Raw genomic sequence first — 22,449 nt, 5'->3', positions numbered from 1 at the left:
CAGACGGACCGACCCCCCAGGAGGAACCCCCATGGGCAGGCAGACGATCCTCGGCCGCGTCACCCAGCTCGCGAAGGCCAACATCAACGCGCTGCTGGACCAGGCGGAGGACCCGCAGAAGATGCTCGACCAGCTGCTCCGCGACTACGCGGACAACATCTCGGAGGCCGAGCAGGCGGTGGCGACGACCCTCGGCAACCTGCGGCTGCTGGAGGCCGACCACAAGGAGGACGTGGACGCCGCCGCCGAGTGGGGCGGCAAGGCCCTCGCGGCCAGCCGCAAGGCGGACGAGCTGCGCGCGGCCGGTACGGCGGCGGACGCGGACCGGTTCGACAACCTGGCCAAGGTGGCCCTGGGCCGGCAGCTGCGGTCGGAACAGGAGGCCCGGACGGCGGAGCCGGTGATCGCCGCGCAGACGCAGGTCGTGGACCGGCTCCGGGCGGGGCTGGCCGCGATGGAGGACAAGCTGGCGGAGCTCCGGGCCAAGCGGGACGAGCTGGTGGCCCGGGCGGGGACGGCCCGGGCGCAGAACACGATGCTGGACGCGGTGGAGAGCGTCGACGTCCTGGACCCGGCGAGCGACCTGAACCGCTTCGAGGAGAAGGTCCGGCGCGAGGAGGCGATGGCGCAGGGCAGGCAGGAGCTGGCGGCTTCCTCCCTGGACGCCCAGTTCGAGTCGCTGGAGGACCTCGGCCGGGCCTCGGAGATCGAGGCCCGCCTGGCCGCCCTCAAAGCCCGGGCGGCCTGAGCCCCCTCACCCGGCCCGCTTCCCGTCTCGGACGTCGCCGCCTCACCCGTACATGCTCAGCAGCTGCTCCGCCGACAGCTCGGTGACCGCCTCGCCCGGCGCGCCGCCGGGCATCGGGAGCGGGAGCTCGAACCAGACGGTCTTGCCCCGGTGGGTGCGGCGGGTGCCCCAGCCGGCCGACAGCAGGCCGACGAGCTGGAGGCCGCGGCCGCCCTCGTCGGTGTCCCGGGCGCGGCGGCGCCTGGGCTGGGCCAGGTTGCCGTCCCAGACCTCGCACACCAGGGTCCGGTCCAGCAGCAGCCGCAGCCGGATCTCGCCCTCCCCGTACCGCAGGGCGTTGGTGACGAGCTCGCTGACCAGCAGCTCCGTGGTGTCGAGCAGCCCTTCCAGGCCCCACGCGGGCAGCTTCGCTCGGGCCAGCTCGCGGGCCCGGCCCACGGAGCGGGCCTCGCGCGGCAGCTGCCAGTCGCCGACGGCGTCCACGGGCAGCCCCTGCACCCGCGCCATCAGCAGCGCGATGTCGTCCTCGCCGTGCCGGGTGTGGAGGGTGTCCAGGACGTGGTCGCAGACCTCCTCCAGCGGGCGGGACGGATCGGCGAGCGCCCCGCGCAGCCCGCGCAGGCCCTCCTCCAGGGGGTGGTCGCGGGATTCGACGAGGCCGTCGGTGTAGAGGGCGAGCAGGGCCCCCTCGGGCAGTTCGACCTCGACCTCCTCGAAGGGTTCGCCGCCCACGCCCAGGGGCATCCCGGTCGGGATCTCCAGCAGGAGTCCGGGGCGCGGTGCGGCGCCGTCCTCGGCGGGTTCGACCAGCACGGGCGGCATGTGGCCGGCGTTGGCGATGGTGCAGCGGCGGGTCACCGGGTCGTAGACGGCGTACACGCAGGTGGCGAGGTAGACCTCGGAACGGTCCGCGTCGCGGGAGTGCAGGGCGGCGCGCGAGGCCTGCTGCGCGCCGCCGGGGGCGCCGAGCCCGCGCGCGACCTCGTCGAGGGCGCTGAGCACCTCGGCCGGCTCCAGGTCCAGCAGGGCGAGGGTGCGCACGGCGGTGCGCAGTTCGCCCATGGCGACGGCGGCCCGCAGCCCGCGGCCCATGACGTCGCCGACGACCAGCGCGGTGCGGTGGCCGGGCAGTTCGATGACGTCGAACCAGTCGCCGCCGACCTCGGTGGCGGCGTTGCCCGGCAGGTACCGGCAGGCGATGTCCAGTCCGGCCGCCTCCGGGTCGCCGGGGGGCAGCAGGCTGCGCTGGAGGATCAGCGCCCGTTCGTGCTCGCGCCGGTAGAGGCGGGCGTTGTCGATGCACACGGCGGCCCGTGCGGCCAGTTCCACGGCGACGGCCCGGTCGCGCTCGCCGAAGGGCTCGCTGCCCTTCGTACGGGAGAACTGGGCGAGGCCGACCACGGTGTCGTGGGCGACCATCGGGACGATCAGGGTGGACTGGACGAGGTCGTCCGGGCCGCCGCCCGCGACGAGCCGGGGGCGTGCCGTGCGCAGGGCCAGCGCCCCGGGGGAGGCGGCCGGGTAGCGGTGGGTCTCCCCCACGGAGACCGGCGCGCCGGGCCCGGACAGCGGCGCGTCGGACACGGCGGAGGCGAAGGCCACCCGGCGCAGCGGCGCGGAGGGGGCGCGCCGGGCCCCCTGCCCGGGCAGCGAGGGCACCCCGGGTCCCTGCGGGCGGGCGGGCCGGTCGTCGTCGCCGAGCAGCAGCCCCTGGTAGAGGTCGACGGCGGCCAGGTCGCAGAAGCCGGGGACGGTGACGTCGAGGAGTTCGCGGGCGGTGGTCTCCAGGTCGAGGGAGTTGCCGATGCGGTGCCCGGCCTCGTTGAGCAGGGCGAGGTTGCGGCGGACGCCGGCGGCCTCGCGGGCGGCGAGGTGGCGGCGGGTGACGTCGGTCCCGAGGCCGGCGATGCCGATGGGGCTGCCGGTGCCGTCGTGCACCCGGTAGAGGTTGATGGACCAGTGCCGGTCGTCGCGGCTGCGGGGGGTGGCTCCGGTGATCCGCAGGTCGGTGACGGACTCGCCGGTCTCCAGGACCCGGCGCAGGGCTTCGGCCATGCGGTCGGCCTCGTGGGGAGGCAGGTAGTCGTGCACGGTCCGGCCGCGGTGCTCCTCGGCCGCTCCGCCGAAGACGGTCGCGAAGCGGCGGTTGGCGCGCTGCACCGTGAGGTCGGTGCCGAACAGCAGGAACCCGAAGGGGGATTGGCCGAATATGGCCTGGGAGGCGGCGAGGTCGGATTCGATGCGCCGCAGCGCGCGTACGTCCACGACGACGCACAGCGCGGCCCGCTCGGCGCTCTCGGTCAGGGTCGGCATCACATAGATCTCGGCCACGCCCCGGGCCCCGTTCCCGCCCGGGACCCGGAAGGGGACCAGGCCGGTCCATTCCTTGCCGTCGAGGATCTCGGCGACCTTGCGGTGGCCGTCCTCGCGCAGCTCGGGGGGCATGAAGGCGTCGACCGGGTCGCGCCCCACCGCCTGCGCGGCGCCGAGCCCGAACAGCTCCTCGGCGCGCAGGCTCCACTGGTCGATCAGCCCCTCAGGGCCGATCGAGAAGGAGGCCACCTTGATGTAGTCGTATATCGAGCCAGGCGGACTGCTGTGCCACAGGGAGTCGTGCATAGGCTCCCCGGGCACCCGGGCCTGATGTGTCTGCGCAGGTATCTCGCTCACGCGACCGTCCCCTCCAGCTCACCGCAACCGGACCGGCCATGACCGAAGTATTCAGCACCACGGCCCCGTACGGCACGGCGTTCACGATCACAAAAGGGTCCCGTTGTTTTCCGGCCACGTCCGGCGGTCTTCCCGGACGCTGCCCGGGAGACCCCTGCCGCCCTTACGTGTGCCCCTTCTCCTTGTTACTCACCAGGAAGAGCCAACTCGAACCACACGGTCTTGCCCGATTTCCCGTGGCGGGTCCCCCAGCGGCGTGCGGAGACGGCGACCAGGTGCAGTCCGCGCCCGCCCTCGTCGTCGGGCGCGGCGACGCGCTCGCGGGGTGGATCCGGAAGCGGATCGGAGACCTCCACGAGCAGGGCCGGCCCGCCGGCCAGGTCGGGCGCGGCCGGATTGCGGCGGACCAGGCGGACCCCGATGGGGCCGGAGGCGTAGCGCAGGGAGTTGGTGACCAGCTCGCTGACCAGCAGGACGGTCACGTCACCGACGGAGTCCAGGCCCCAGGAGCGCAGGGTGCCGCGCACGGCGTGGCGTGCGGTGCGGACGGCACCGGGCTCGGCGGGGAAGGCCCACTCGGCGCATTCACCGTCTGTGTCGATCACGCCGATCACTTCCCGGGCCACCAGCGACCCCAGTCCGGTTCGTCGGGGACGAAAGGGGGACGAGATAGGGACTAATAGCGACATACCCGATATTCGGGACGCTGTACCACCCGATCCCCCGCGCACCGGCGCACTGTGGCGCGGACGGCCTAGAACGAGAGCCTCACGCGCCCCGGTGCGCCCCGCCGTGCGACTCGGTGCCCACCCCGGTGCCCACTCCGGCGCGCAGCCGGCGCCCGGCCTCCGCGACGGCGGGCCGGTCCTGGTCGAGCCAGTCCACCGAGTCCAGTTCGTGCGGGGCGAGCCAGCGCAGTTCGTCGTGGTCCTCCAGCGGGGCGGGCTCTCCCGAGACCAGCCGGGCGGTCCACACGTGCAGGACCAGGCCGGGCCGCAGCGGCCACTCCCCCGGGATCCGCTCCAGCGCCTCGGTCTCGACGCCGAGTTCCTCGCGCAGTTCGCGCACCAGCGCCTGCGGCACGCTCTCGCCCGGCTCGGTCTTCCCGCCGGGGAGCTCCCACCGGCCGGCCAGCTCGGGCGGCGCGCTGCGCCGGGCGGCCAGCAGGCGCCCGTCACGACAGAGGGCTCCGCCCACGACCACGCGTACAGTCATGGACGGAGCCTATGCCAGCACCTTCAGCCGGTCAGTTGGTGGTGGCGGTCTGGCTTTCCTGTCCGATCCGCTCGACCCAGTAGAGCTGCTTGTGTCCTTGGCCGTCGAGACTGTCGGCGACCTTCTGGGCCTCGGCCCGGGAGGGGTAGCGGCCCACCCGGTAGCGGTTGCCGTTGTCGTCCTGACGTATGACCAGCCATGGAAGCAGGGCACCGCTGTCGGTCATCGCGCTCCACCCTCCGCCGCTGTACCTGCCCAGGAAACCGCATTGCGCATATGCCTGAGCTTACGCCCGACCTTTACGGAGCGGATACGGTTTTTCACGAAGAGGTACCTGGGGGGCGTACGCATCCGGCCAGGCGTACGAGCGGGCCGTGCGCGCCGGTGCGAAGCCGGCGCACGGCGCCCGTCCGCGGGTGGGCGGCGGGTCGGCCGCCGGACCCGCCGCGCGGAGCCGGATCGAACACGGGTCCGGAGCCCGCCCCGGACCCGTGCGATACGACCGAAAAGACCGTCCGCCGACGGGCCGGGCGGGCGGGGCTACCGGACCGGCAGGTGGTAGGAGAGGCGGTAGCGGTCCGCCGGGACGACCACGTCCGCGGTCTCCACCGCGCGCCCGGAGGCGAAGTACGTACGGCTCACCACCAGGACCACGTGCCCCGGGACCCCGCCCAGCGCGAGGATCTCCTCGGCCAGGCCCGGCCGCGCCCCGACCTCCTCCACCACGTTGTCCACGACCACGTCGATGGCCGCCATCCGGTCCACCACGCCGGAGCCCCCCAGCGGCCCTTCCTCCGGCAGCATCACGGGCGTGCGGCCGGTGACGGCGAGGGGCTCCCAGGAGGTGGAGAGCATCATCGCCTCCCCCGCGTCCCGGAAGACGTAGCGGGTGCGCATCACGCGGTCGCCCGGCTCGATGCCCAGCCGCTCCGCGATGGCGGCCGGTGCGGCCGCCTGCTCGCTGCTGGACTCCCACGTCCCGCGCGCTCCCGCGTCCGCCTGCTCCTGGCGGAAGGGGGTGGAGGCTCCGGCCGTGCGGTAGCCGGAGCGGGCGACCCGCCGCGGCACGGGCTGCTCGCGGACGTAGGTCCCGGAGCCGGAGCGGCCCTCGACCAGGCCCTCCGCCATGAGGACCTTGCGCGCCTCCAGCGCCACCGTGTCGGAGACCCCGTACTCCTCGCGGATCCGCGCCTGGGAAGGGAGCCGGGCGTGCGGGGGCAGGGACCCATCGACGATCTTCCGTCGCAGATCCCCGGCGACGCGCAGATAGGCCGGCTGCTCACCGAAAGTCACGAGCCACTCCCATCAGGTTGACAGACAGCTACACCCTGGCAACCGACGGTTGAGCTGCGCAAGCACGGGCCAGGGTTTCACTCGATGTGATGAACCCAGGTCACTCAAACCCCTTACCGCGCGTTACCCACGGGACCACCGGACCGACTCCGCCGAAGGGCCCCGACCGGCCCCCGCCCCCGGGCCGCCCGGGCCCGACGACAGCCACTCGGGGACCGTCGTGGAGAGCCCGTAGGCACCCCGCAGCGCCTTCTCCGTGTCCACCGTCAGCGCCGCCAGCGCCGCGTCCCACGCCCGCTGGAAGTCGGCCGGCCGGACCGCCCGGGACGCCCGCTGCCACTCCTTGCGCGCGGCCGCGACCTCCCCCAGCTGCGCCCGCACCGAGGCTCCCGCGCCCTCCCGCGAGGACGCGCCCTGGAGCGTCCGCTCCTCCGCCGCCAGCGCCTCGTCGACCTCCCGCGCCCAGGTGCGGTGCTCGGACAGCGCCTCCCCGACGTCCCGGCCGGGGGCGCGCCCCAGCGCCTGGTCGGCGGCGTTCAGCGCGCCCAGCAGGGCCACCTGGTCCGGCGTCAGCATGCCCGCGTCCTTGCGCAGACTGCCCCGGTGCTCCTGCGTCGACGTGCCGATCAGGCACAGCAGCCGCCGGTCGCCGCTCTGCCAGCTCTCCTCGGAGGGGGAGAAGTAGAACATCTCCGCGTAGGCGGGCAGCGCCCAGGTGTCCATCGCGTACGCGTCCTGCGCCTTCCAGCAGGTGTCCGTGGCGGTCTCCTTGAGCTTCCCCGGGGCGGGGAAGCCGCCGGGGCCGAGCAGGGTCGTGGAGGTCACCTCGGCGTCGTGCACCTGGTCGCAGCCGACCCGGTAGGTGAAGCGGGCCTCGTCCAGCAGGTCACCGCCGGGGACGTTGAAGCAGTCGCCCGGCCGCAGGTCGTCCATCGCCGTCAGCCGGCCCTCGACGCGCTCGGTCGCCCGCGGCCCGTCCAGCCGGCCCAGGAAGGCCCCCGCGTACCGCGCGGCGCCCGCCGCAAACACGCCGGTCATCAGGACGGAGACCACCAGGCCCACGACGGCCAGGGCCCGGCCCCGCTCCCGCTTGCGCGCGATCTGCACCAGCGCCACGACGGCGAAGACGATCCCGAGCGGCGGGAAGCACAGCAGCCCGACCAGCAGGGAGGCCAGGGCGAAGCCGTTGAGCGCGGGCGGGTGCCCGGTCCCGGGCGGCCCCCACCCCGGCGGCGGTGACGGCGGCGGCCAGGAGTGGCCGGGGCCGGCGGCGGGCTGCTGCGGGGGCGGTGTGCTCACAGAATGAACTGCTCCATCACGGGGGCGCGAACGAATGCGCGAAATAGTACGCAGCGGGGGCGGCCGAGTGGTCGGTCGCCCCCGCGTTCATCGCGCGATCCAGCCTGTCATCGCGCCCCTCGCCACCCGGTCGCCCGGGCGGAGGACTTGGGCTCCGGAAACCGGTGCCGGCCGCGTCAGAACTGCAGCGCCCAGGAGTCGATCTTGCCGGTGTCCAGGTTCGCGTTGTCGTTCACCCGCAGCTTCCACACCCCGTTGGCCACCTCGGACGAGGCGTTCACCGTGTAGGTCCTGATGATGTTGTCGGCGCTGCCGCCGCTGCGGTTGTGGAGGTTGTAGAGGGTGCCGTCGGGGGCGACGAGGTCGACCTTCAGGTCTCCGATGTAGGTGTGCTTGATGTCGACCGCGACGGTCAGCGCCGCCGGGGCGTTGCCGGAGATGCCGCTGACGGTGACCGGCGACTCGACGGTGGAGTTGTCGTTGACCGCGTAGTCGGCGGTGTTCTCGAACCGGGTGCCCGGGTTCGGCGGCGTGGTGCCCGTGCCCACGTTCAGCAGGCGGTTGGGAGAGCCGGTGCCGGGGCCGGTCACCACGTTGGGGGTGGCCGCCGCGACCAGGCCGTCGCGGACCTGCGCCGGGGTGGCGGCCGGGTTCTGCGAGAGGTAGAGGGCCGCCGCGCCGACGACGTGCGGGGTGGCCATCGAGGTGCCGGAGATGGTGTTCGTCGCGGTGTCGCCGGTGCCCCACGAGGAGGTGATGGAGGAGCCCGGGGCGAAGATGTCGAGGATGCTGCCGTAGTTGGAGTAGCTCGCCTTGGCGTCGGCGCTGGTGGTGGCGCCGACCGTGATGGCCTCGGCGACGCGCGCCGGGGACTTGGTGGAGGCGTCGGTGGACTCGTTGCCGGCGGCGACGCCGTAGGTGATGCCGGCGGCTATGGAGTTGCGTACGGCGGTGTCGAGCGCGGAGTCCGCGCCGCCGCCGAGCGACATGTTGGCCACGGCGGGCTTGACGGCGTTGCGGGTCACCCAGTCGATGCCGGCCACGACCTGGGCGGTCGTACCGGAGCCGTTGTTGTCGAGGACGCGCACGCCGACGATCTTCGCCTTCTTGGCGACGCCGTACGCGCCGCCCGCCACGGTGCCGGCGACGTGGGTGCCGTGGCCGTGGCCGTCCTGGGCGGTGTTGTCGTTGTCGACGGCGTCGTAGCCGTAGGAGGCGCGGCCCCCCAGGTCCTGGTGCGTGATGCGGACGCCGGTGTCGATGATGTACGCGGTGACGCCCTCGCCGGCCTTGTCCGGGTAGGTGTAGCTCTGGTCCAGCGGCAGGGCCCGCTGGTCGATGCGGTCCAGGCCCCAGGACGGCGGGCTGGGCTGGGTGGCGTCGACGGTGAAGGTCCGGTTCTGCACCACCGACTGCACGGCCGGGTCGGCGGCGAGTCTCGCGGCCTGCGCCTCGGAGACCTCGACGGCGTAGCCGTTGAGGGCGGCGCTGTAGGTCCGCTCGATCTTCGCTTCGTACCGCTTCGCGACGGCCTTGCCGCTGTCGGAGGTGGAGCGGGCGGCGGAGTCCTTCAGGGTCACGATGTAGCTGCCGGGGACGGCCCCGGCCACGCCGGCGTTCTCGATGACGCCCCGCGGGCCGCCGTCGGCCGCCGAGGCGGGCAAAGCGGCGGCCGCGCCGAGCGCGAGGGCGGCGACGGCGGTCGCGCTGATGCCGGCGATCCTCCGGCGGGTGTGACGCATCACGGACATGTGGGGGGCCTCTCGTAGGGGGTGGACCGGGCGCCGCGCGGTGGTGCGCGGACATGCGGAAAATCCCTGGTGCAGGCATGTTCATGACAACGAATTCCGCCCCGGGGGGCCGTCGTCTCCGAAAGGTTGACCCAGCTGTGCGGCATCCCACAAGAGCCCAACGGACGCGTAACATCCGTGCCATACAACGGCCATGAACGAGCAAAGGTGCTCAGCACATGACGCACGCACTTCCTGGTTACGTCTGTCCCGAGGACGGCACGCGCGCGGACGTGCGGACCGCCCCGTGGTGCTGCCCCCTCTGCGGCGGGCCCTGGGACCTCGACTTCGCGCCCGATCCGGCCACGGCGCTCGAACCGGCGGCGGGACCCCACTCGCTGTGGCGATACGCGGCCGCGCTGCCCCTGCCGGGGGCGTTCTCGGTGACGCTGTCGGAGGGGCACACCCCGCTGGTGCCGCTCACCGAGCGGATTCACGCCAAGCTCGACTTCCTGATGCCGACGCTGTCCTTCAAGGACCGGGGCGCGGTCATGCTCGCCGAGCTGGCGCGGCGGCTGGCACCGGAGCGGGTGGTGGCGGACAGCAGCGGCAACGCGGGAACCTCCGTGGCGGCGTACTGCGCGCGGGCCGGGCTGAGTTGTGAAGTTTTCGTGCCGGAGGGCACCTCGGAGAAGAAGACCGAACAGATGCGGGCGCACAAAGCGGCCGTACGCGTCGTCCCGGGCGGACGCGAGGCCACCGCGCGGGCCGCGCGGGCCGCGGCGGACGAGCCGGGGGTCTTCTACGCCAGCCACGTCTTCAACCCGTACTTCCTGCACGGCACCAAGACGTACGTGTACGAGATCTGGGAGGCGCTCGGCGGCCGGCTGCCGGAGGCGCTGGTCGTACCCGTCGGCAACGGCACCCTGCTGCTGGGCGCCGCGCTGGCGGTGGAGGAGCTGGCCCGGCGGGGGGTGCGGCCGCCGGCGCTGATCGGAGTGCAGGCCGAGGCGGTCGCCCCGCTGGCGCAGGCGTTCGCGGCGGGCGCGGAGGACGCCGGGGCGGTACCCCAGCTCCCCACCCTGGCGGAGGGCATCGCGATCCCGGCCCCGCCGCGGGCCCGCCAGATCCTGGCGGCGGTGCGGAAGTCGGGCGGCACGTTCCTGACGGTCCCCGACGACCGGCTGCGCGAGGCCCAGCGCGACCTGGCCCGGCGGGGCCTGTTCGTGGAACCGACGGCGGCCGCGTGCTGGGCGGCGGTGTCCCCGACCGCCCCCGACGACCCCCTCCAGGGCCGCACGGCGGTCATCCCCCTGTGCGGCGCGGGCGCCAAGACGGGCCTCCCCCCGTCCTGACCCCCGAGCCGGGCCGTCCCCGGCGGAAAAGTGCCAGCGCCGGCCCGGGCGGTCTGCTCAACTGGGGCCATGACCAGCACCCTTGACCGTGCCGCGCAGGCCGCCGCCTTCGCCGCCCTGCACACCCCCGCCGCCCCCCTCGCCCTCGCCAACGCCTGGGACGTCGCCAGTGCCCGTCTCGTCGAGGCCGCCGGGGGTGCCGCCGTCGCCACCACCAGTGCCGGGGTCGCCTGGTCGCTCGGCGCGCCCGACGGGGACGCCCTCGCGCGCGACCGCGCCCTGGACCTGATCGCCCGGGTGGCCTCCGCCGTCTCCGTGCCCGTCACCGCCGACATCGAGGGCGGCTTCGCCGCCGACGCCGCCGGGGTCGGCGAGACCGTGGCCGGGGTCCTGGCCGCCGGCGCGGTCGGCATCAACATCGAGGACGGCGACCGCGCCCCCGCCGAGCACGCGGAGCGCCTGGCCGCGGCGCGCGCCGCCGCCGACGCGGCCGGGGTGCCGCTGTACATCAACGCCCGCGTGGACACGTACCTCTTCGGCTTCGGCGAGAGCGGCACCCGCCTCGACGAGACCCTCGCCCGCGCCGCCGCCTACCTAGCCGCCGGCGCCACCGGCGTCTTCGTGCCCGGCGTCACCGACCCGGCGACGGTCGCGGAACTCGCCAAGGGCATCGACGCCCCGCTCAACGTCCTGGTCGGCCCCGGCGCCCCCTCCGTCGCCGAGCTCGGCGCGCTCGGCGCGGCCCGCGTCAGTCTCGGCTCCTGGGTCGCCGAGGCCGCGTACGCCGTCGCCCGCCGCGCCACCGAGGAGCTCCTGGCCGGCGGTACGTACGGCGCCCTCGCCGGCTCCCTGCCCTACGGCGAGCTGAACGCCCTGCTCAAGGGGTGAGATATCGAGAAGCGTGCATGAGGCAACGACCGTAGGATCCGGATCATGAGCAGCATGGTCACGCCCCCCGCGCCCCCGGCCTCCGCGGTCCGCCGTACGGACGGCGCCGTGTGGACCGCCCTCGCGCTCGTGTACGTCGTCTGGGGCTCGACCTACCTCGGCATCCGGATCGTCGTCCAGACCATGCCGCCGTTCCTCTCCGCCGGAGCCCGCTTCATCACCGCCGGCCTGGTGCTGGCCGGGATCGTCGCCTGGCGGTACGGGCCGGCCGCGCTCAGGGCCACCCGGGCGCAGGCCGGCTCGGCGGTCCTGGTCGGTCTGCTGCTGGTCCTGGGCGGCAACGGCCTGGTGGTGCTGGCCGAGACCTCCGTGCCGTCCGGGCTGGCCGCACTGCTGGTGGCGGCGGTGCCGATGTGGGTGGTGGTGCTGCGGGCGGCCACCGGGGACCGGCCGCCGCTGCGCACCCTGGCCGGGGTGCTCGTGGGCCTGGCGGGGCTGGCGGTGCTGACCAGCCCCGGGCTCAGCGGTGAGGTCCACCTGGGCGGGCTGCTGCTGGTGGTCGGGGCTTCGGTGCTGTGGTCGCTGGGCTCGTTCTCGGCGTCGCGGCTGGACCTGCCGGCCAATCCCTTCACGGGCTCCGCGTACCAGATGCTCGCGGGCGGGGCCGGCGGGGTGGTGGTGGGGCTGCTGCGCGGCGAGCAGCGCGGCCTGGACGTGGGCGCCTTCTCCACCGCCTCGTGGGTGGCCCTGGGCTACCTCGTGCTGATCGGGTCGGTCGTCGGCTTCACCGCGTACGCCTGGCTGCTCCAGTCGGCGCCGCTGTCGCTGGTGGCCACGTACGCGTACGTCAATCCGGTCGTCGCCGTCGCGCTCGGGGCGCTGGTCCTGGACGAGGCGCTGACCCTGCCGATCGTGGTGGGCGGCGCGGTGGTGGTCGCCGCGGTGGGCGTGATCGTCAGTACGGAACGCCGCACGTGAGCGGGGGCGGGGCTCAGCCCTTCGCGGCCCGCTCGTAGAGGGCCTTGGCCTTCTCGTCGTAGAGCGCGGCCGTGGAGTCCACGTCCGTCTCCCCGCCGCTCAGGACCCCGATCAGACGGCCCGGCTGGCCCGTGCCGCCGCGGTCGGCGATCCAGGGGCTGCCGCTGGTGCCCGTCCAGAAGCCCGAGCAGTTGATGTAGAGCATGTCGGGGTCGTCGAGGTCGTGGCGGCTCTGGGTGGTGCAGGAGACGGGCTTGTTCTGCGGGTTGTGCTCGGACTCCGGGTAGCCGATGACGGTGACCTCCCGCTCGTACCCGGAGGTCCAGTCGGGGGCGGGCGCCTCGCCCCTGCCGACGGCCTCCTGGACGCTGCGGCCGTCCTCGTCCGGCTCGATGGTGAGGAAGGCGAAGTCGGCGGTCTCGTCGCCCCACTTCGTCCAGCGTTCGTCCACGTGGACCGAGCGGACCTTCCACACCCCGAGGGGCTGGGTGCCCGAGCCCTCCCCGGAGAAGGCGGGCGCGAAGGAGAGCTCGCCGATGGCGAGGCCGTCGTGGGCGACCTCGCCCGGCACTCCGTCCTCGCCGGCCGGGGCGACGCAGTGCGCGGCGGTCGCGACGACGTTGCCCCGGGGGCTGTCGACCACGCTCGCCGTGCACCAGTGCTCCCCGCCGGCCATGAGCACGCCGACGGTGGGGAAGGGGTGCACCGGCTGCTCACCGGACGCGCCGAGGAGCACGACGGCACACGCCGCCACGATCCCCGTGGCGGCGGCCGCCGCCGAGGCCCCCTTCACCACCGGGCTCACCGCACGGCGGGGTCGGGTGTCGGGCCCTGCATCACCTTGCTGATCCACTCCAGGGAGCCCTCCCTCATACCGCGTACGTACGACTTCCCGTTGTGCTCACCATCCTGGATCACCTGGAGCCGGGTGTGCACGGGGCCCCTGCCGTACTCGCGCATGAACCGCTCGGCCAGCTCGCGGCCGCTCTCCTTGGTGCCGATCTGGAAGTTGACGTAGACCTCCGGACCGCCCTCCTCGATCAGCTTCGCGGCGAGCTTCTCGGGGTTGTTCTCGTCCATGGCCTGCCGGTTCCCCTTCCACAGCGGGGAGTCGGGGACGATGTCGACTCCGCTGGCGATGACCGCCTTGAAGCGCTCGGGGTACTTCAGCACGTGCTTGAAGGCGCCGAAACCGCCCGAGGAGGAGCCCATGAAAGCCCAGCCGTCGCGGGAGGTGAAGGTGCGGAAATTGGCCTTCGTGAAATCCGGGACGTCATCGGCCATCCAGGTGCCCATCTTGGGCTGGCCGGGGATGTCGGACCCGTCGAAGTGGTGCTTGGTGTCGGCGTTGATCACCGGCATGACGAGGATGAAGGGCAGGCTGGTGCCCGCCTTGACCCCGTCGATCACCGCCTGCTGGAGCCCGAGGCCCGGGCCGGTGCCCCAGTAGTTGCGGGGGTAGCCGCGGCCGCCGGGCAGGGAGATCAGCACCGGGAAGCCGCTCTTGGCGTACCTCGGTTCGTCGTACTCCTTGGGCACCCACACCCACACGTCGCCCGTGAAGCCGGACTTCCTGCCGGTCAGGGTGGTCATGGCGATCTGCGTGCCGTCCGGGAGCCGGCTCGTGCGCACGAAATCGGCCTTCGGGCCGGTGGGCATCAGCACGCCCGGGCGGATCTCCTCGGCGGCCGCCGACTCCTCCATCGTGTTGAAGGAGACCGGATCCCCCGTGTCCGAGAAGAGGCCGGCCTCGTACGCCGCGCCGCCCCCGGCGGCGAGGGCGAGGGCGAGTCCGCCGCCGATCAGGAACCGGCGCCGTCGCGGGCGCCGGGGGCGACGGCCGCCCTTGGTCGTGGGGCCGCCGTCGCCTTGGTGGTCATACTGCACGGATTCGTTCCCGTTCCTTCTCCGGCGCCCTGGTTGGGCGCGGGTCGGACCGATTGGTCCCCCTTGACACCTGTACAGAGGTGTGAACGACCGTATGGGTTGCTCGGGAGCGGGGCGACGTGGCGAGGGCCACGTGGCGCAGTCCCCCTGGGCGTCCGGCCTGCGGGAACGGGAGCGGTTCGAACGTACGGGGCCCGGGTGGGGCCCGCCGTGGGGTCAGCCGGTCAGCCCGCTTCGGGCCTGGGGCCCTTCAGGACCTTGCTGACCCACTCCAGCGAGCCCTCCTTCATGCCGCGCACGTAGTGCCAGCCGTTGTGCTCGCCGTTCTGGATGTCGCGGATGGTCGTCTTGACCGGGCCCTTGCCGTACTGCTGCACGAACTTCGCCATCCGGTCCTTGCCGGTCTCCTTCGTGCCGACCTGGAAGTTGATGTAGACCTCCGGGCCGCCCGTCCTGATCAGCTGGTCCGCGAGCTTCTCGGGGTTGTTGGCGTCCATCTCTGCCTGGTGGCCCTTCCAGAGCGGGGAGTCGGGGGTGATCTCGCCGCCGCTGGCGATCACGGCCTTGAACCTGTCCGGGTGCTGCAGGAGCGTCTTCATGCCGACGAAGGCGCCGGAGGAGGAGCCCATGAAGGCCCAGCCGTCGCGGGACTTGTACGTACGGAAGTTCGCGCGGGCGAAGTCCGGGACGTCCTCCGCGATCCAGGTGCCCATCTTGGGCTGGCCGGGTATGTCGGCGCCGTCGTAGTAGTACTTGTTGTCCGGGTTGAGCACCGGCATGACCAGGATGAACGGCAGGCTGGTCCCGGCCTGGACGCCCTCGCTGACGGCCTTCTGCAGGCCGAGGCTGCGGTCGGCCCAGTAGTTGGTCGGGAAGCCGTTGCCGCCGGGGAGGGCTATGAGGACCGGGAAGGCGCTCTTGGCGTACTTCGGGTCGTCGTACTCCTTGGGAGCCCATACCCAGACGTCGCCCTCGAAGCCCGACTTCGCGCCCGTCAGGCGGGTCTTGGCGATGACCGTGCCGTCGTCGAGCTTGGCGGTCTGCTTGAAGTCGGACTTCGGGCCCGCGGGCATCTGCACGTCCGGGTCGCCGCTGGGCTTGGGCGGGGCCGGGGGCTCCGCCTTCTTCGCCCCGCTGCCGGAGGCCGCCCCGGCGCCGCCGTCCGTACCGGCGGGCGGGCGGGGCTTGCCGAAGCTGACGGCTTCGCCGTTGCCGGAGAACCAGTCGTTCCGGTAGGCGGCGAAGCCACCGCCGCCGAGGAGCAGGGCGCAGGCGACGCCCGCAGCGGTCCAGATCGCGCGCCGTGACTTCCTGCGGCCCTGCGCCCGCTCTGGCTCGCGCTCGGGCTCGTGGCCGGACGACTGCTGCGGGTACTGGTGCACGGGCTTCGCTCCGAACGGTCGGGACTGCCCCGGGCGGGGCAGGGCGGGGGGACGTCCCCCTGGTGACGATGCGCCGCGCCCGCGAAAAGTTCCAAATCCTTGCAAAAACGCGGCCGGAACGTCAGGTTTCCCGGGGCTCACTTCAGGGGGTCGAGCACCTCCGCGCAGCGGCCCAGCAGCTCGGTGAGCTGGGCCCGCTCCTCCGCCGAGAAGGCGGCGGCCAGGGCCCTCTCCACCCGGACGGCGCCGGCGTCGGCCAGCTCCATGGCGGCGCGGCCCTCCGGGGTGAGCCGGGTCTCCAGCACGTTGCGGTGCCATTCGTGGGGGGTCCGCTCGATGAACCCGCGCTCCTGGAGGTTCCTCAGCACGGTGTTCATGGTGGGCGGCGTGACCCCGCACAGCCGGGCGAGGGCGGCGGCGGAGATGCCCGGCTTCTCGGCGAGCCAGAGCAGGGCCGCGTACTGCGGAACCGTTACTGCGGCCGGCTTGCACGCGGTGTTCTTGGCCGCGAGCAGGGCCTGCTCGGCGCGCTTGATGTGCGCGCCGATGCGCTCCTCAAGGGGCATGGACGTCATTGCGGCATCCTACGACCCTTGTTAAGCATTAGAACTCTAACTATCCTTCCGGTTCATTCACTCGAAAGGGTCCACCCATGCGGAAGCTGTCTCATGCCCTCGTCGCCGCCACCGCCGTCGCCCTGACCGCGGCCCTCACCACGGGCGCCGCCCCGGCGCCGCCGCCCCCGGTGTCCACGGCCTTCACCCTCCCCGGCTCGAAGGTCTACCCCGAGGGCATAGCCGCGGACTCCCGTACGGGCACGGTGTACGTCGGCTCGTACGCGGACGGCACCGTGTACCGCGCCCGGGCGGGGGCCCGTACCGCCGAGGTCTTCCTCCCGGCCGGCACCGACGGCCGGCACACCGCGAACGGCCTGCGCGTGGACGACCGGGGCCGCCTGTGGGTGACCGACTCCACGGCCGGGGTCGCGGTGTACGACGCGGCGACCGGCGCCCGCCTGGCCCACTTCGAGGCCCCGGCGGGCACACCGCACTTCATCAACGACCTGACCATCACCCCGGACGGCACCGCCTACCTGACGGACAGCGTCCGCGCGGTGATCTACCGCGTCACCCCCGGGCAGCTGCGCGCGGGCTCCGGGCCCCTGACGGTGGCCCACGACCTGAGCGGGCACGTCACCCCGCCGCCGCCGGGCCGGTTCACGCTCAACGGCATCACCTCCGACCGGGCGGGCCGCTACCTGCTGGCGGTCGACATGACCGCGGGCGAACTGCACCGCGTCGACCTGCGCACCGGCGCCCTGAGCCGGGTCACCCTGACCGGCGGCGACCTGAAGGCCGCCGACGGCCTCCAGCTCTCCGCGACCGGCGTCCTGCGGGCGGCCCACAACACCAGCAACACCCTGACCCGCTGGCAGCTGACCCCCGACGGCACCCGCGCCCGCCTGACCCGCACCCTCACGGACGGCTCGCTCCAGATCCCCACCACCCTGGCGCACCTCCCGGGCCGCACCCTGGTGGTCCGATCCCAGTTCGACAAGGGCGGCCCCATCACCCCCTCCACGGGCACCCCGACCACCTTCACGGTGGCCGCGGTCCGGGGCCTGTGACAGCACGCGGGCGCCGGAGTCCGGCGCCCGGCGCCCGGTGCCCGGTGCCCTTCGGGACGCGGGCCGTCAGAGCCCCGTCAGGTGCTCGGGGCGGACCGGCGTCCTGTTCAGCTCCAGCCCGGTCGCCGCGCGGATCGCCGCGAGGACGGCCGGGGTCGACGACAGGGTCGGGGCCTCGCCGATGCCGCGCACTCCATACGGCGCGCGGGGGTCGGCCAGTTCCAGGTAGTCGACCGGGATCGTCGGGGTGTCGAGGATCGTCGGGAGCAGGTAGTCCGTGAAGGAGGGGTTGCGCACCTTCGCGGTCTCCGGGTCCACGATGATCTCCTCCATCACCGCGACGCCCAGGCCCTGGACGGTGCCGCCCTGGATCTGGCCGACGACCGACAGCGGGTTGAGCGCCTTGCCCACGTCCTGGGCGACGGCCAGTTCGACGACCTTGACCAGGCCCAGCTCGGTGTCCACCTCCACCACCGCGCGATGCGCGGCGAAGGAGTACTGGACGTGGCCGTCGCCCTGACCGGTGACCGGGTCGAACGGCTCGGTGGGGCGGTGGCGCCACTCGGCCTCGATCTCCACGGCCTCGTCCTCGAGGACGTCCACCAGGTCGGCGATCACCTCGCCGTCGCCGGTGACGACCTTGCCGCCATCCAGGCGCAGTTCGGCGGTGTCCCACGCCCGGTGGTACGGCCCGAACCTGCGCCGGCCGATCTCCAGGACCTTCTCTCGGACGAGTTCGCAGGAGTTCTTCACCGCACCGCCGGTCATGTACGTCTGGCGGGCCGCGGAGGTCGAACCGGCCGACCCCACCCGGGTGTCGGCCGGGTGGATGGTGACCCGCTGGACGCCCAGCTCGGTGCGGGCGATCTGCGCGTGGACGGTGACGCCGCCCTGGCCGACCTCCGCCGCCGCGGTGTGGACCATCGCGACCGGCTCACCGCCGATGACCTCCAGGCGCACCTTGGCGGTGGAGTAGTCGTCGAAGCCCTCGGAGAAGCCGACGTTCTTGATGCCGACGGCGTAGCCGACGCCGCGGACGACGCCCTCGCCGTGGGTGGTGTTGGACAGGCCGCCCGGCAGCGCGCGGACGTCGGCCCCGCCGTCGGCGTCCTCCCACTGGCGCTCCGGCGGCAGCGGGCGGGCCTTGACCCGGCGCAGCAGCTCGGCGACCGGGGCCGGGGAGTCCACGACCTGGCCGGTGGGCATGATCGTGCCCTGCTCCATGGCGTTGAGCCGGCGGAACTCCACCGGGTCCATGCCCAGCTCCGCCGCGAGCTTGTCCATCTGGGCCTCGTACGCGAAGCAGGCCTGGACGGCGCCGAAGCCGCGCATCGCGCCGCAGGGCGGGTTGTTGGTGTAGAGGCCGATCGCCTCGATCTCAACGTCGTCGATGACGTACGGGCCGGCCGAGAGGGAGGACGCGTTGCCGACGACCGAGGCGGTGGAGGAGGCGTAGGCGCCGCCGTCGAGCACGATCCTGCACTTCATGTGCGTGAGCCTGCCGTCGCGGGTCGCGCCGTGCTCGTAGGACAGCTTCGCCGGGTGCCGGTGGACGTGGCCGAAGAAGGACTCGAAGCGGTTGTAGACCATCTTCACCGGCTTGCCCGTGCGCAGCGCGAGCACGGAGGCCAGGATCTGCATCGAGATGTCCTCGCGGCCGCCGAACGCGCCGCCGACGCCGGCCATCGTCATGCGGACCTTCTCCTCGGGCAGCCCGAGGACGGGCGCGATCTGCCGCAGGTCCGAGTGGAGCCACTGGGTCGCGACGTACAGGTCGACGCCCCCGTCCTCGGCGGGCACGGCGAGGCCGGACTCCGGGCCGAGGAAGGCCTGGTCCTGCATGCCGAAGGTGTACTCGCCGGTGACGATGACGTCGGCGCGCCTGCGGGCCTCCTCCACGTTGCCGCGGACGATCGGCTGGCGGTGCACGATGTTGGGGTGCGGGACGCGGCCGGCGTGGTGGTCCCGGCGGTTCTCGTGGACCAGGACCGCGTCCGGGGCGAGCGCGGAGGCTTCGTCGGTGACGAGCGGCAGCTCCCGGTACTCGACCTTGATCCGGGCGGCGGCGCGGCGGGCGGACTCCGGGTGGTCGGCTGCCACCAGGGCGACCGGCTCACCGTGGTGGCGGACCTTCCCGTGCGCCAGGACCGGCGTGTCCTGGAACTCCATGCCGTAGTACTTCACCGGGGCCGGCAGGTCCTCGTACGTCATGACCGCGTGGACGCCGGGGACGGTGAGGGCCTCGGAGGTGTCGATGGACACGATCTCGGCGTGCGCGACCGGGGACCGCAGGATCTGGCCCCACAGCATGTCCTCGTGCCACATGTCCGAGGAGTACGCGAACTCGCCCGTGACCTTGAGCGTGCCGTCCGGGCGCAGCGTCGACTCGCCGATGCCGCCCCTGGTCCCGGATCGCTGGGTGACGTCGGTGGGGATTCCGGTGGTGTTGCCAGCCATGTTCAGACCGCCTCTTCCTGGTGTTCCGTGACCCGGGGCGTGGACGGGACCGCGCCGCTCCGGCGCCGCGACCCCCGTGCGCGGCACCGGGCTCCGCTCTGGCCGAAACCGCTGTCGGCCGCACGCACAGCAGTAGACACAGCTCCCGCGGCGGCGAGGCAGTCACCGATCGCTCAGAACCGGCTTCCGTGCCGCCTGTGGACGACCGTGCCTTCCGTCCGCCGCACCCCGTTGAACTGCGGCGATACCCGTCGCACAAGCAGCACGGCATGAGAGGGTGGCGCCCATGCGGCTACGCGAACTCCTGGACGCCGACGAGCTGGGGCTGCTGCTGCTCGTGGGCCCGCGCGACGGCGACGGTGGGCTCGATCGCGCCATATCCGCGGTCCCGACCATCGACCTGGCGGACCCCGGCCGCTTCCTCGGCGGCGGGGAACTCGTCCTCACCGGGCTCGCCTGGTGGCGTGCGGACGGGGACGCCGAGCCCTTCGTACGGGTCCTCGCACGGGCCGGCGTCGCGGCCCTCGCGGCCGGCGAGGTCGAGCACGGGCTCGTCCCGCACGACCTCGTACGGGCCTGCCGGCGCCACGGCCTCCCGCTCGTCGCCGTACGGCCGGAGACCTCGTTCGCCGCGGTCACCGAGCACGTCCTGCACCGATTGCACCGCCGGGACGTCGGCAGCCTCGCCGCCGTCGTCGAACGCCACCGGCGGCTCCTCACCGACCGGGCCGCCCCGGACTCCGTACTGGAGCTGCTGCGGCACAGCCTCGGCCTGGAGGTCCGCGTCCTGTCGGCGACCGGGCGCCAGATCGCCGGGGCCCGCCCGCCCCTCCACCCCAAGACGGCGTCGGCCCTGGCCGCGCGGTACCTCGCCGCGCGCCGCGCGGGCGAGGCGGTCCCCCACCGGGTCACGGTCGGCGGTCGGCTCCACTCCCTCGTGCCGGTGCGCAACGGCCACGGGGACGCCGCCGAACTGGGCGACTGGCTGGTGGCGGTGGAGGCCGACGTGTCCCGGTGGCCCCCGACGGACGCGGAACTCCTCGACCGGGTCGTGGAGCTGCTCACCGACGCGCGGTCCGCACACGAGCGGGCCAAGGCGGCCCTGCGCGACCTGGCCCGCCGCTGCCTCGACCTGGTGCGCAGCAGCGTCCCGGCCGAGGAGATCCCCGTACGGCTCCGCAGCACGGCGCAGGCCGTCATCAGCGGGGTGGGCACCTGGCCGCGCTGCCAGTACGTGGTCGCGGGCGGCGAGCGGGACGGGGACCGCCCGGTTCCCGCGTCAGCGGTCCGCGTCCTGCTGGAGGAAGCCCTGGTCCAGGAGGACGGGCCGGTGAGGGCGACGGCGCAGGACATCGCCGCCACGGTCGACGGCGATCGGGCCGTGCTCCTCGTCCTGGTGCCCGAAGGGGGCGTCGACTGCGCCGCCCTCCAGCGGCGGCTCTCCGCGGCGCTCGCGCGGTGGCTCGGCCCGGCGGACGGCGTCCGCGTCGGCGTCAGCTCACCGGTGGACGACCCGGGCGACTCCCGCCGCGCCCTGGCCGAGGCCCACAACGCGCTGCGGGTCGCCGCCGACGGCCCGGACCGGGTGACCGTACGCGGCCCCGACGACCTCACCGCGCACGTCCTGTCGCTGCTGCCCCTCATCCCGGCCGAGGCCCGCCGGGCCTTCGCCACCCGCCACCTGGACCCCCTGCGCGACCACGACCGCCGCCACCGGACCGACCTGCTGGCCACCCTGGAGACGTTCCTCGACTGCGACGCGTCCTGGACCGGGACCGCCGCCCGCCTCCACCTGCACGTCAACTCGCTGCGCCACCGCGTGGCCCGCATCGAACAGCTGACGGGCCGCGACCTGAGCCGCCTCGAAACCAAACTGGACTTCCTCGCGGCCCTCCGCTCCGGCTGATCCACACCGGACCGGCCGCGGGGGTGTCAGAGGCGGCTGCTTCCATGGCGTCATGAGCACGGTCCACGACCCCACCGGACTCCGCGCCCACCTCCTCACCACCGCCGCCCGCACCGCCCCGGACGGCTTCCTCCCCCACGTCCCGGGCGAGGAGAACTCCCCCTTCGACCCCATGCTGCCCCCGAACCGCACGGCGCAGGACCCGACGCCCCGCTGACCCGCCGGCTCCGACCTGCGACCCAGCACCGGTCCAGCCCGGCGCGAGTTGATCCAGAAAAGTCCAGCACCCACGGGGGGGGACGACCGGCCCCGCCCGACCACCCGTGGCCGGCCATGGCGCGGCACGTTGCCGAAAACCCCCGGACCGGGATCGTTGGCCCTCCAGCCTGAGCTGCGGGCCGCTACCGTGAAGCCATGACCGCACTGCCCGACTGGATGCGCCCGCCCCGCGCGGAAGGCTGGTTCGCGGAGGACCTCGACCGCCTCCCCGAGGCACCCCGCCACACCGAGCTGATCGACGGAGCCCTCGTCTTCATGATGTCGCCCCAGAGGTGGTGGCACGGCCACCTCGTCACCATGCTCACCGTCGCACTCATGGAGCAGGTGCCCGCCGACACCAGAGTCGGCCGCGAAATGACCATCAAGCTCGACCCGCGCAACCGCCCCGAACCGGACCTGCTGGTGACGACGGCCGATTTCGACGGCGACCGTACCTGGTTCGCACCGAAAGAGGTCCAGCTCGTCATCGAGGTCGTCTCCCCGGAGTCCGCCCATCGCGATCGCACAGTGAAGCTCCGCAAGTACGCGGAGGCCGGCATCCCGCACTACTGGTGCATCGAGGACGAGGACGGGGCACCCGTCGTCCACGTCTACGAGCTCGACGAACCCACCGGCGCATACGCACCCGCCGGGATCTTCCGAGGCACCCTCCAGCGCCCGGTGCCCTTCCAGGTCAGCCTGGACCTCGACAAGCTCACGCCGCCCCGAAGCGGCTGAAAAGCCGGCACCACGCCA

Annotated in this window: 20 protein-coding genes; 8 read left to right on the top strand and 12 right to left on the bottom strand. The window is 73.5% G+C overall.

Annotated elements, in window-relative coordinates; translation table 11 throughout:
* Positions 1-31: 31 nt before the first annotated feature.
* On the top strand, positions 32-748 hold the full coding sequence (locus AB0D45_RS05830; RefSeq protein ID WP_362455430.1) for a PspA/IM30 family protein: 717 nt from the start codon (positions 32-34) through the stop codon (positions 746-748).
* A gap of 42 nt (positions 749-790) precedes the next feature.
* On the opposite strand, the gene AB0D45_RS05825 is transcribed toward AB0D45_RS05830, so the two are convergent.
* The 7 genes from AB0D45_RS05825 to AB0D45_RS05795 form a co-directional block, all read right to left on the bottom strand.
* A complete protein-coding gene (locus tag AB0D45_RS05825; RefSeq protein ID WP_362455450.1) occupies positions 791-3,367 on the bottom strand; it encodes a SpoIIE family protein phosphatase in 2,577 nt (858 codons plus the stop codon).
* Positions 3,368-3,603: 236 nt separating this feature from the next.
* Complete coding sequence (locus tag AB0D45_RS05820) at positions 3,604-4,032, bottom strand: ATP-binding protein (protein WP_361598440.1); 429 nt, start codon at positions 4,030-4,032, stop codon at positions 3,604-3,606.
* A gap of 154 nt (positions 4,033-4,186) precedes the next feature.
* Complete coding sequence (locus AB0D45_RS05815) at positions 4,187-4,633, bottom strand: (deoxy)nucleoside triphosphate pyrophosphohydrolase (RefSeq protein ID WP_361598370.1); 447 nt, start codon at positions 4,631-4,633, stop codon at positions 4,187-4,189.
* Between the two features lie 31 nt (positions 4,634-4,664).
* Positions 4,665-4,859, bottom strand: a complete 195-nt coding sequence (locus tag AB0D45_RS05810) for an SPOR domain-containing protein (RefSeq protein WP_361598373.1) — start codon at positions 4,857-4,859, stop codon at positions 4,665-4,667.
* 314 nt (positions 4,860-5,173) lie between these two features.
* Complete coding sequence (locus AB0D45_RS05805; RefSeq protein WP_361598376.1) at positions 5,174-5,926, bottom strand: GntR family transcriptional regulator; 753 nt, start codon at positions 5,924-5,926, stop codon at positions 5,174-5,176.
* 123 nt (positions 5,927-6,049) lie between these two features.
* The gene (locus AB0D45_RS05800) at positions 6,050-7,225 is read right to left on the bottom strand and encodes a DUF4190 domain-containing protein (RefSeq protein ID WP_362455429.1); all 1,176 of its coding nucleotides are present in this window, start codon (positions 7,223-7,225) and stop codon (positions 6,050-6,052) included.
* A 176-nt stretch (positions 7,226-7,401) separates the two neighbouring features.
* Entirely contained in the window at positions 7,402-8,976 is a 1,575-nt protein-coding gene (locus AB0D45_RS05795; protein ID WP_362455428.1) for a S8 family peptidase, read from the bottom strand.
* A gap of 218 nt (positions 8,977-9,194) precedes the next feature.
* Between AB0D45_RS05795 and AB0D45_RS05790 the strand changes: the two genes are divergently transcribed.
* The 3 genes from AB0D45_RS05790 (at position 9,195) to AB0D45_RS05780 (ending at position 12,176) form a co-directional block, all read left to right on the top strand.
* A complete protein-coding gene (locus AB0D45_RS05790) occupies positions 9,195-10,310 on the top strand; it encodes a pyridoxal-phosphate dependent enzyme (RefSeq protein WP_362455427.1) in 1,116 nt (371 codons plus the stop codon).
* A 69-nt stretch (positions 10,311-10,379) separates the two neighbouring features.
* Positions 10,380-11,198 carry an isocitrate lyase/phosphoenolpyruvate mutase family protein gene (locus tag AB0D45_RS05785; protein WP_362455426.1) on the top strand — a complete coding sequence of 273 codons (819 nt, stop codon included), beginning with the start codon at positions 10,380-10,382 and terminating at the stop codon, positions 11,196-11,198.
* Between the two features lie 54 nt (positions 11,199-11,252).
* Positions 11,253-12,176: an EamA family transporter gene (locus AB0D45_RS05780; RefSeq protein WP_362455449.1), complete on the top strand. Its 924-nt coding sequence runs from the start codon at positions 11,253-11,255 to the stop codon at positions 12,174-12,176.
* Between the two features lie 13 nt (positions 12,177-12,189).
* Here the strand turns inward: AB0D45_RS05780 and AB0D45_RS05775 are convergent, their stop codons facing one another.
* From AB0D45_RS05775 to AB0D45_RS05760, 4 genes are all read right to left on the bottom strand, one after another.
* Complete coding sequence (locus AB0D45_RS05775) at positions 12,190-12,981, bottom strand: trypsin-like peptidase domain-containing protein (protein ID WP_361598389.1); 792 nt, start codon at positions 12,979-12,981, stop codon at positions 12,190-12,192.
* The gene (locus AB0D45_RS05770) at positions 12,978-14,063 is read right to left on the bottom strand and encodes an alpha/beta hydrolase-fold protein (protein WP_362455425.1); all 1,086 of its coding nucleotides are present in this window, start codon (positions 14,061-14,063) and stop codon (positions 12,978-12,980) included. The genes AB0D45_RS05775 and AB0D45_RS05770 overlap by 4 nt, the downstream gene beginning before the upstream one ends.
* A gap of 224 nt (positions 14,064-14,287) precedes the next feature.
* Entirely contained in the window at positions 14,288-15,445 is a 1,158-nt protein-coding gene (locus tag AB0D45_RS05765) for an alpha/beta hydrolase-fold protein (protein ID WP_362455424.1), read from the bottom strand.
* A gap of 137 nt (positions 15,446-15,582) precedes the next feature.
* Complete coding sequence (locus tag AB0D45_RS05760) at positions 15,583-16,020, bottom strand: MarR family transcriptional regulator (protein ID WP_362455423.1); 438 nt, start codon at positions 16,018-16,020, stop codon at positions 15,583-15,585.
* 77 nt (positions 16,021-16,097) lie between these two features.
* Between AB0D45_RS05760 and AB0D45_RS05755 the strand changes: the two genes are divergently transcribed.
* The gene (locus AB0D45_RS05755) at positions 16,098-17,072 is read left to right on the top strand and encodes an SMP-30/gluconolactonase/LRE family protein (RefSeq protein WP_362455422.1); all 975 of its coding nucleotides are present in this window, start codon (positions 16,098-16,100) and stop codon (positions 17,070-17,072) included.
* A 66-nt stretch (positions 17,073-17,138) separates the two neighbouring features.
* Here the strand turns inward: AB0D45_RS05755 and AB0D45_RS05750 are convergent, their stop codons facing one another.
* A complete protein-coding gene (locus AB0D45_RS05750; RefSeq protein WP_362455421.1) occupies positions 17,139-19,529 on the bottom strand; it encodes a molybdopterin cofactor-binding domain-containing protein in 2,391 nt (796 codons plus the stop codon).
* A gap of 286 nt (positions 19,530-19,815) precedes the next feature.
* Here AB0D45_RS05750 and AB0D45_RS05745 point away from each other — a divergent pair, with 286 nt between their 5' ends.
* The 3 genes from AB0D45_RS05745 (at position 19,816) to AB0D45_RS05735 (ending at position 22,431) form a co-directional block, all read left to right on the top strand.
* The gene (locus AB0D45_RS05745; RefSeq protein WP_362455420.1) at positions 19,816-21,435 is read left to right on the top strand and encodes a PucR family transcriptional regulator ligand-binding domain-containing protein; all 1,620 of its coding nucleotides are present in this window, start codon (positions 19,816-19,818) and stop codon (positions 21,433-21,435) included.
* Between the two features lie 52 nt (positions 21,436-21,487).
* Positions 21,488-21,652, top strand: coding sequence for a hypothetical protein (locus AB0D45_RS05740; RefSeq protein ID WP_362455419.1), 165 nt, complete (start codon positions 21,488-21,490; stop codon positions 21,650-21,652).
* A gap of 197 nt (positions 21,653-21,849) precedes the next feature.
* The gene (locus tag AB0D45_RS05735) at positions 21,850-22,431 is read left to right on the top strand and encodes a Uma2 family endonuclease (protein WP_362455418.1); all 582 of its coding nucleotides are present in this window, start codon (positions 21,850-21,852) and stop codon (positions 22,429-22,431) included.
* The last annotated feature ends 18 nt before the right edge of the window (positions 22,432-22,449 follow it).

Source organism: Streptomyces sp. NPDC048352 (assembly GCF_040651895.1).
In the GTDB taxonomy this organism is placed as follows: domain Bacteria; phylum Actinomycetota; class Actinomycetes; order Streptomycetales; family Streptomycetaceae; genus Streptomyces.
The sequence above is the reverse complement of the archived record's forward strand: the minus strand, read 5'-3'. Positions and strand labels throughout refer to the sequence as shown.

Coding starts and splice junctions, on each gene's coding strand:
- AB0D45_RS05830 (WP_362455430.1), top strand. CDS start 32: ATGGGCAGGCAGACGATCCTCGGCCGCGTCACCCAGCTCGCGAAGGCC.
- AB0D45_RS05825 (WP_362455450.1), bottom strand. CDS start 3,367: ATGCACGACTCCCTGTGGCACAGCAGTCCGCCTGGCTCGATATACGAC.
- AB0D45_RS05815 (WP_361598370.1), bottom strand. CDS start 4,633: ATGACTGTACGCGTGGTCGTGGGCGGAGCCCTCTGTCGTGACGGGCGC.
- AB0D45_RS05810 (WP_361598373.1), bottom strand. CDS start 4,859: ATGACCGACAGCGGTGCCCTGCTTCCATGGCTGGTCATACGTCAGGAC.
- AB0D45_RS05795 (WP_362455428.1), bottom strand. CDS start 8,976: ATGTCCGTGATGCGTCACACCCGCCGGAGGATCGCCGGCATCAGCGCG.
- AB0D45_RS05790 (WP_362455427.1), top strand. CDS start 9,195: ATGACGCACGCACTTCCTGGTTACGTCTGTCCCGAGGACGGCACGCGC.
- AB0D45_RS05785 (WP_362455426.1), top strand. CDS start 10,380: ATGACCAGCACCCTTGACCGTGCCGCGCAGGCCGCCGCCTTCGCCGCC.
- AB0D45_RS05780 (WP_362455449.1), top strand. CDS start 11,253: ATGGTCACGCCCCCCGCGCCCCCGGCCTCCGCGGTCCGCCGTACGGAC.
- AB0D45_RS05760 (WP_362455423.1), bottom strand. CDS start 16,020: ATGACGTCCATGCCCCTTGAGGAGCGCATCGGCGCGCACATCAAGCGC.
- AB0D45_RS05755 (WP_362455422.1), top strand. CDS start 16,098: ATGCGGAAGCTGTCTCATGCCCTCGTCGCCGCCACCGCCGTCGCCCTG.
- AB0D45_RS05750 (WP_362455421.1), bottom strand. CDS start 19,529: ATGGCTGGCAACACCACCGGAATCCCCACCGACGTCACCCAGCGATCC.
- AB0D45_RS05745 (WP_362455420.1), top strand. CDS start 19,816: ATGCGGCTACGCGAACTCCTGGACGCCGACGAGCTGGGGCTGCTGCTG.
- AB0D45_RS05740 (WP_362455419.1), top strand. CDS start 21,488: ATGAGCACGGTCCACGACCCCACCGGACTCCGCGCCCACCTCCTCACC.
- AB0D45_RS05735 (WP_362455418.1), top strand. CDS start 21,850: ATGACCGCACTGCCCGACTGGATGCGCCCGCCCCGCGCGGAAGGCTGG.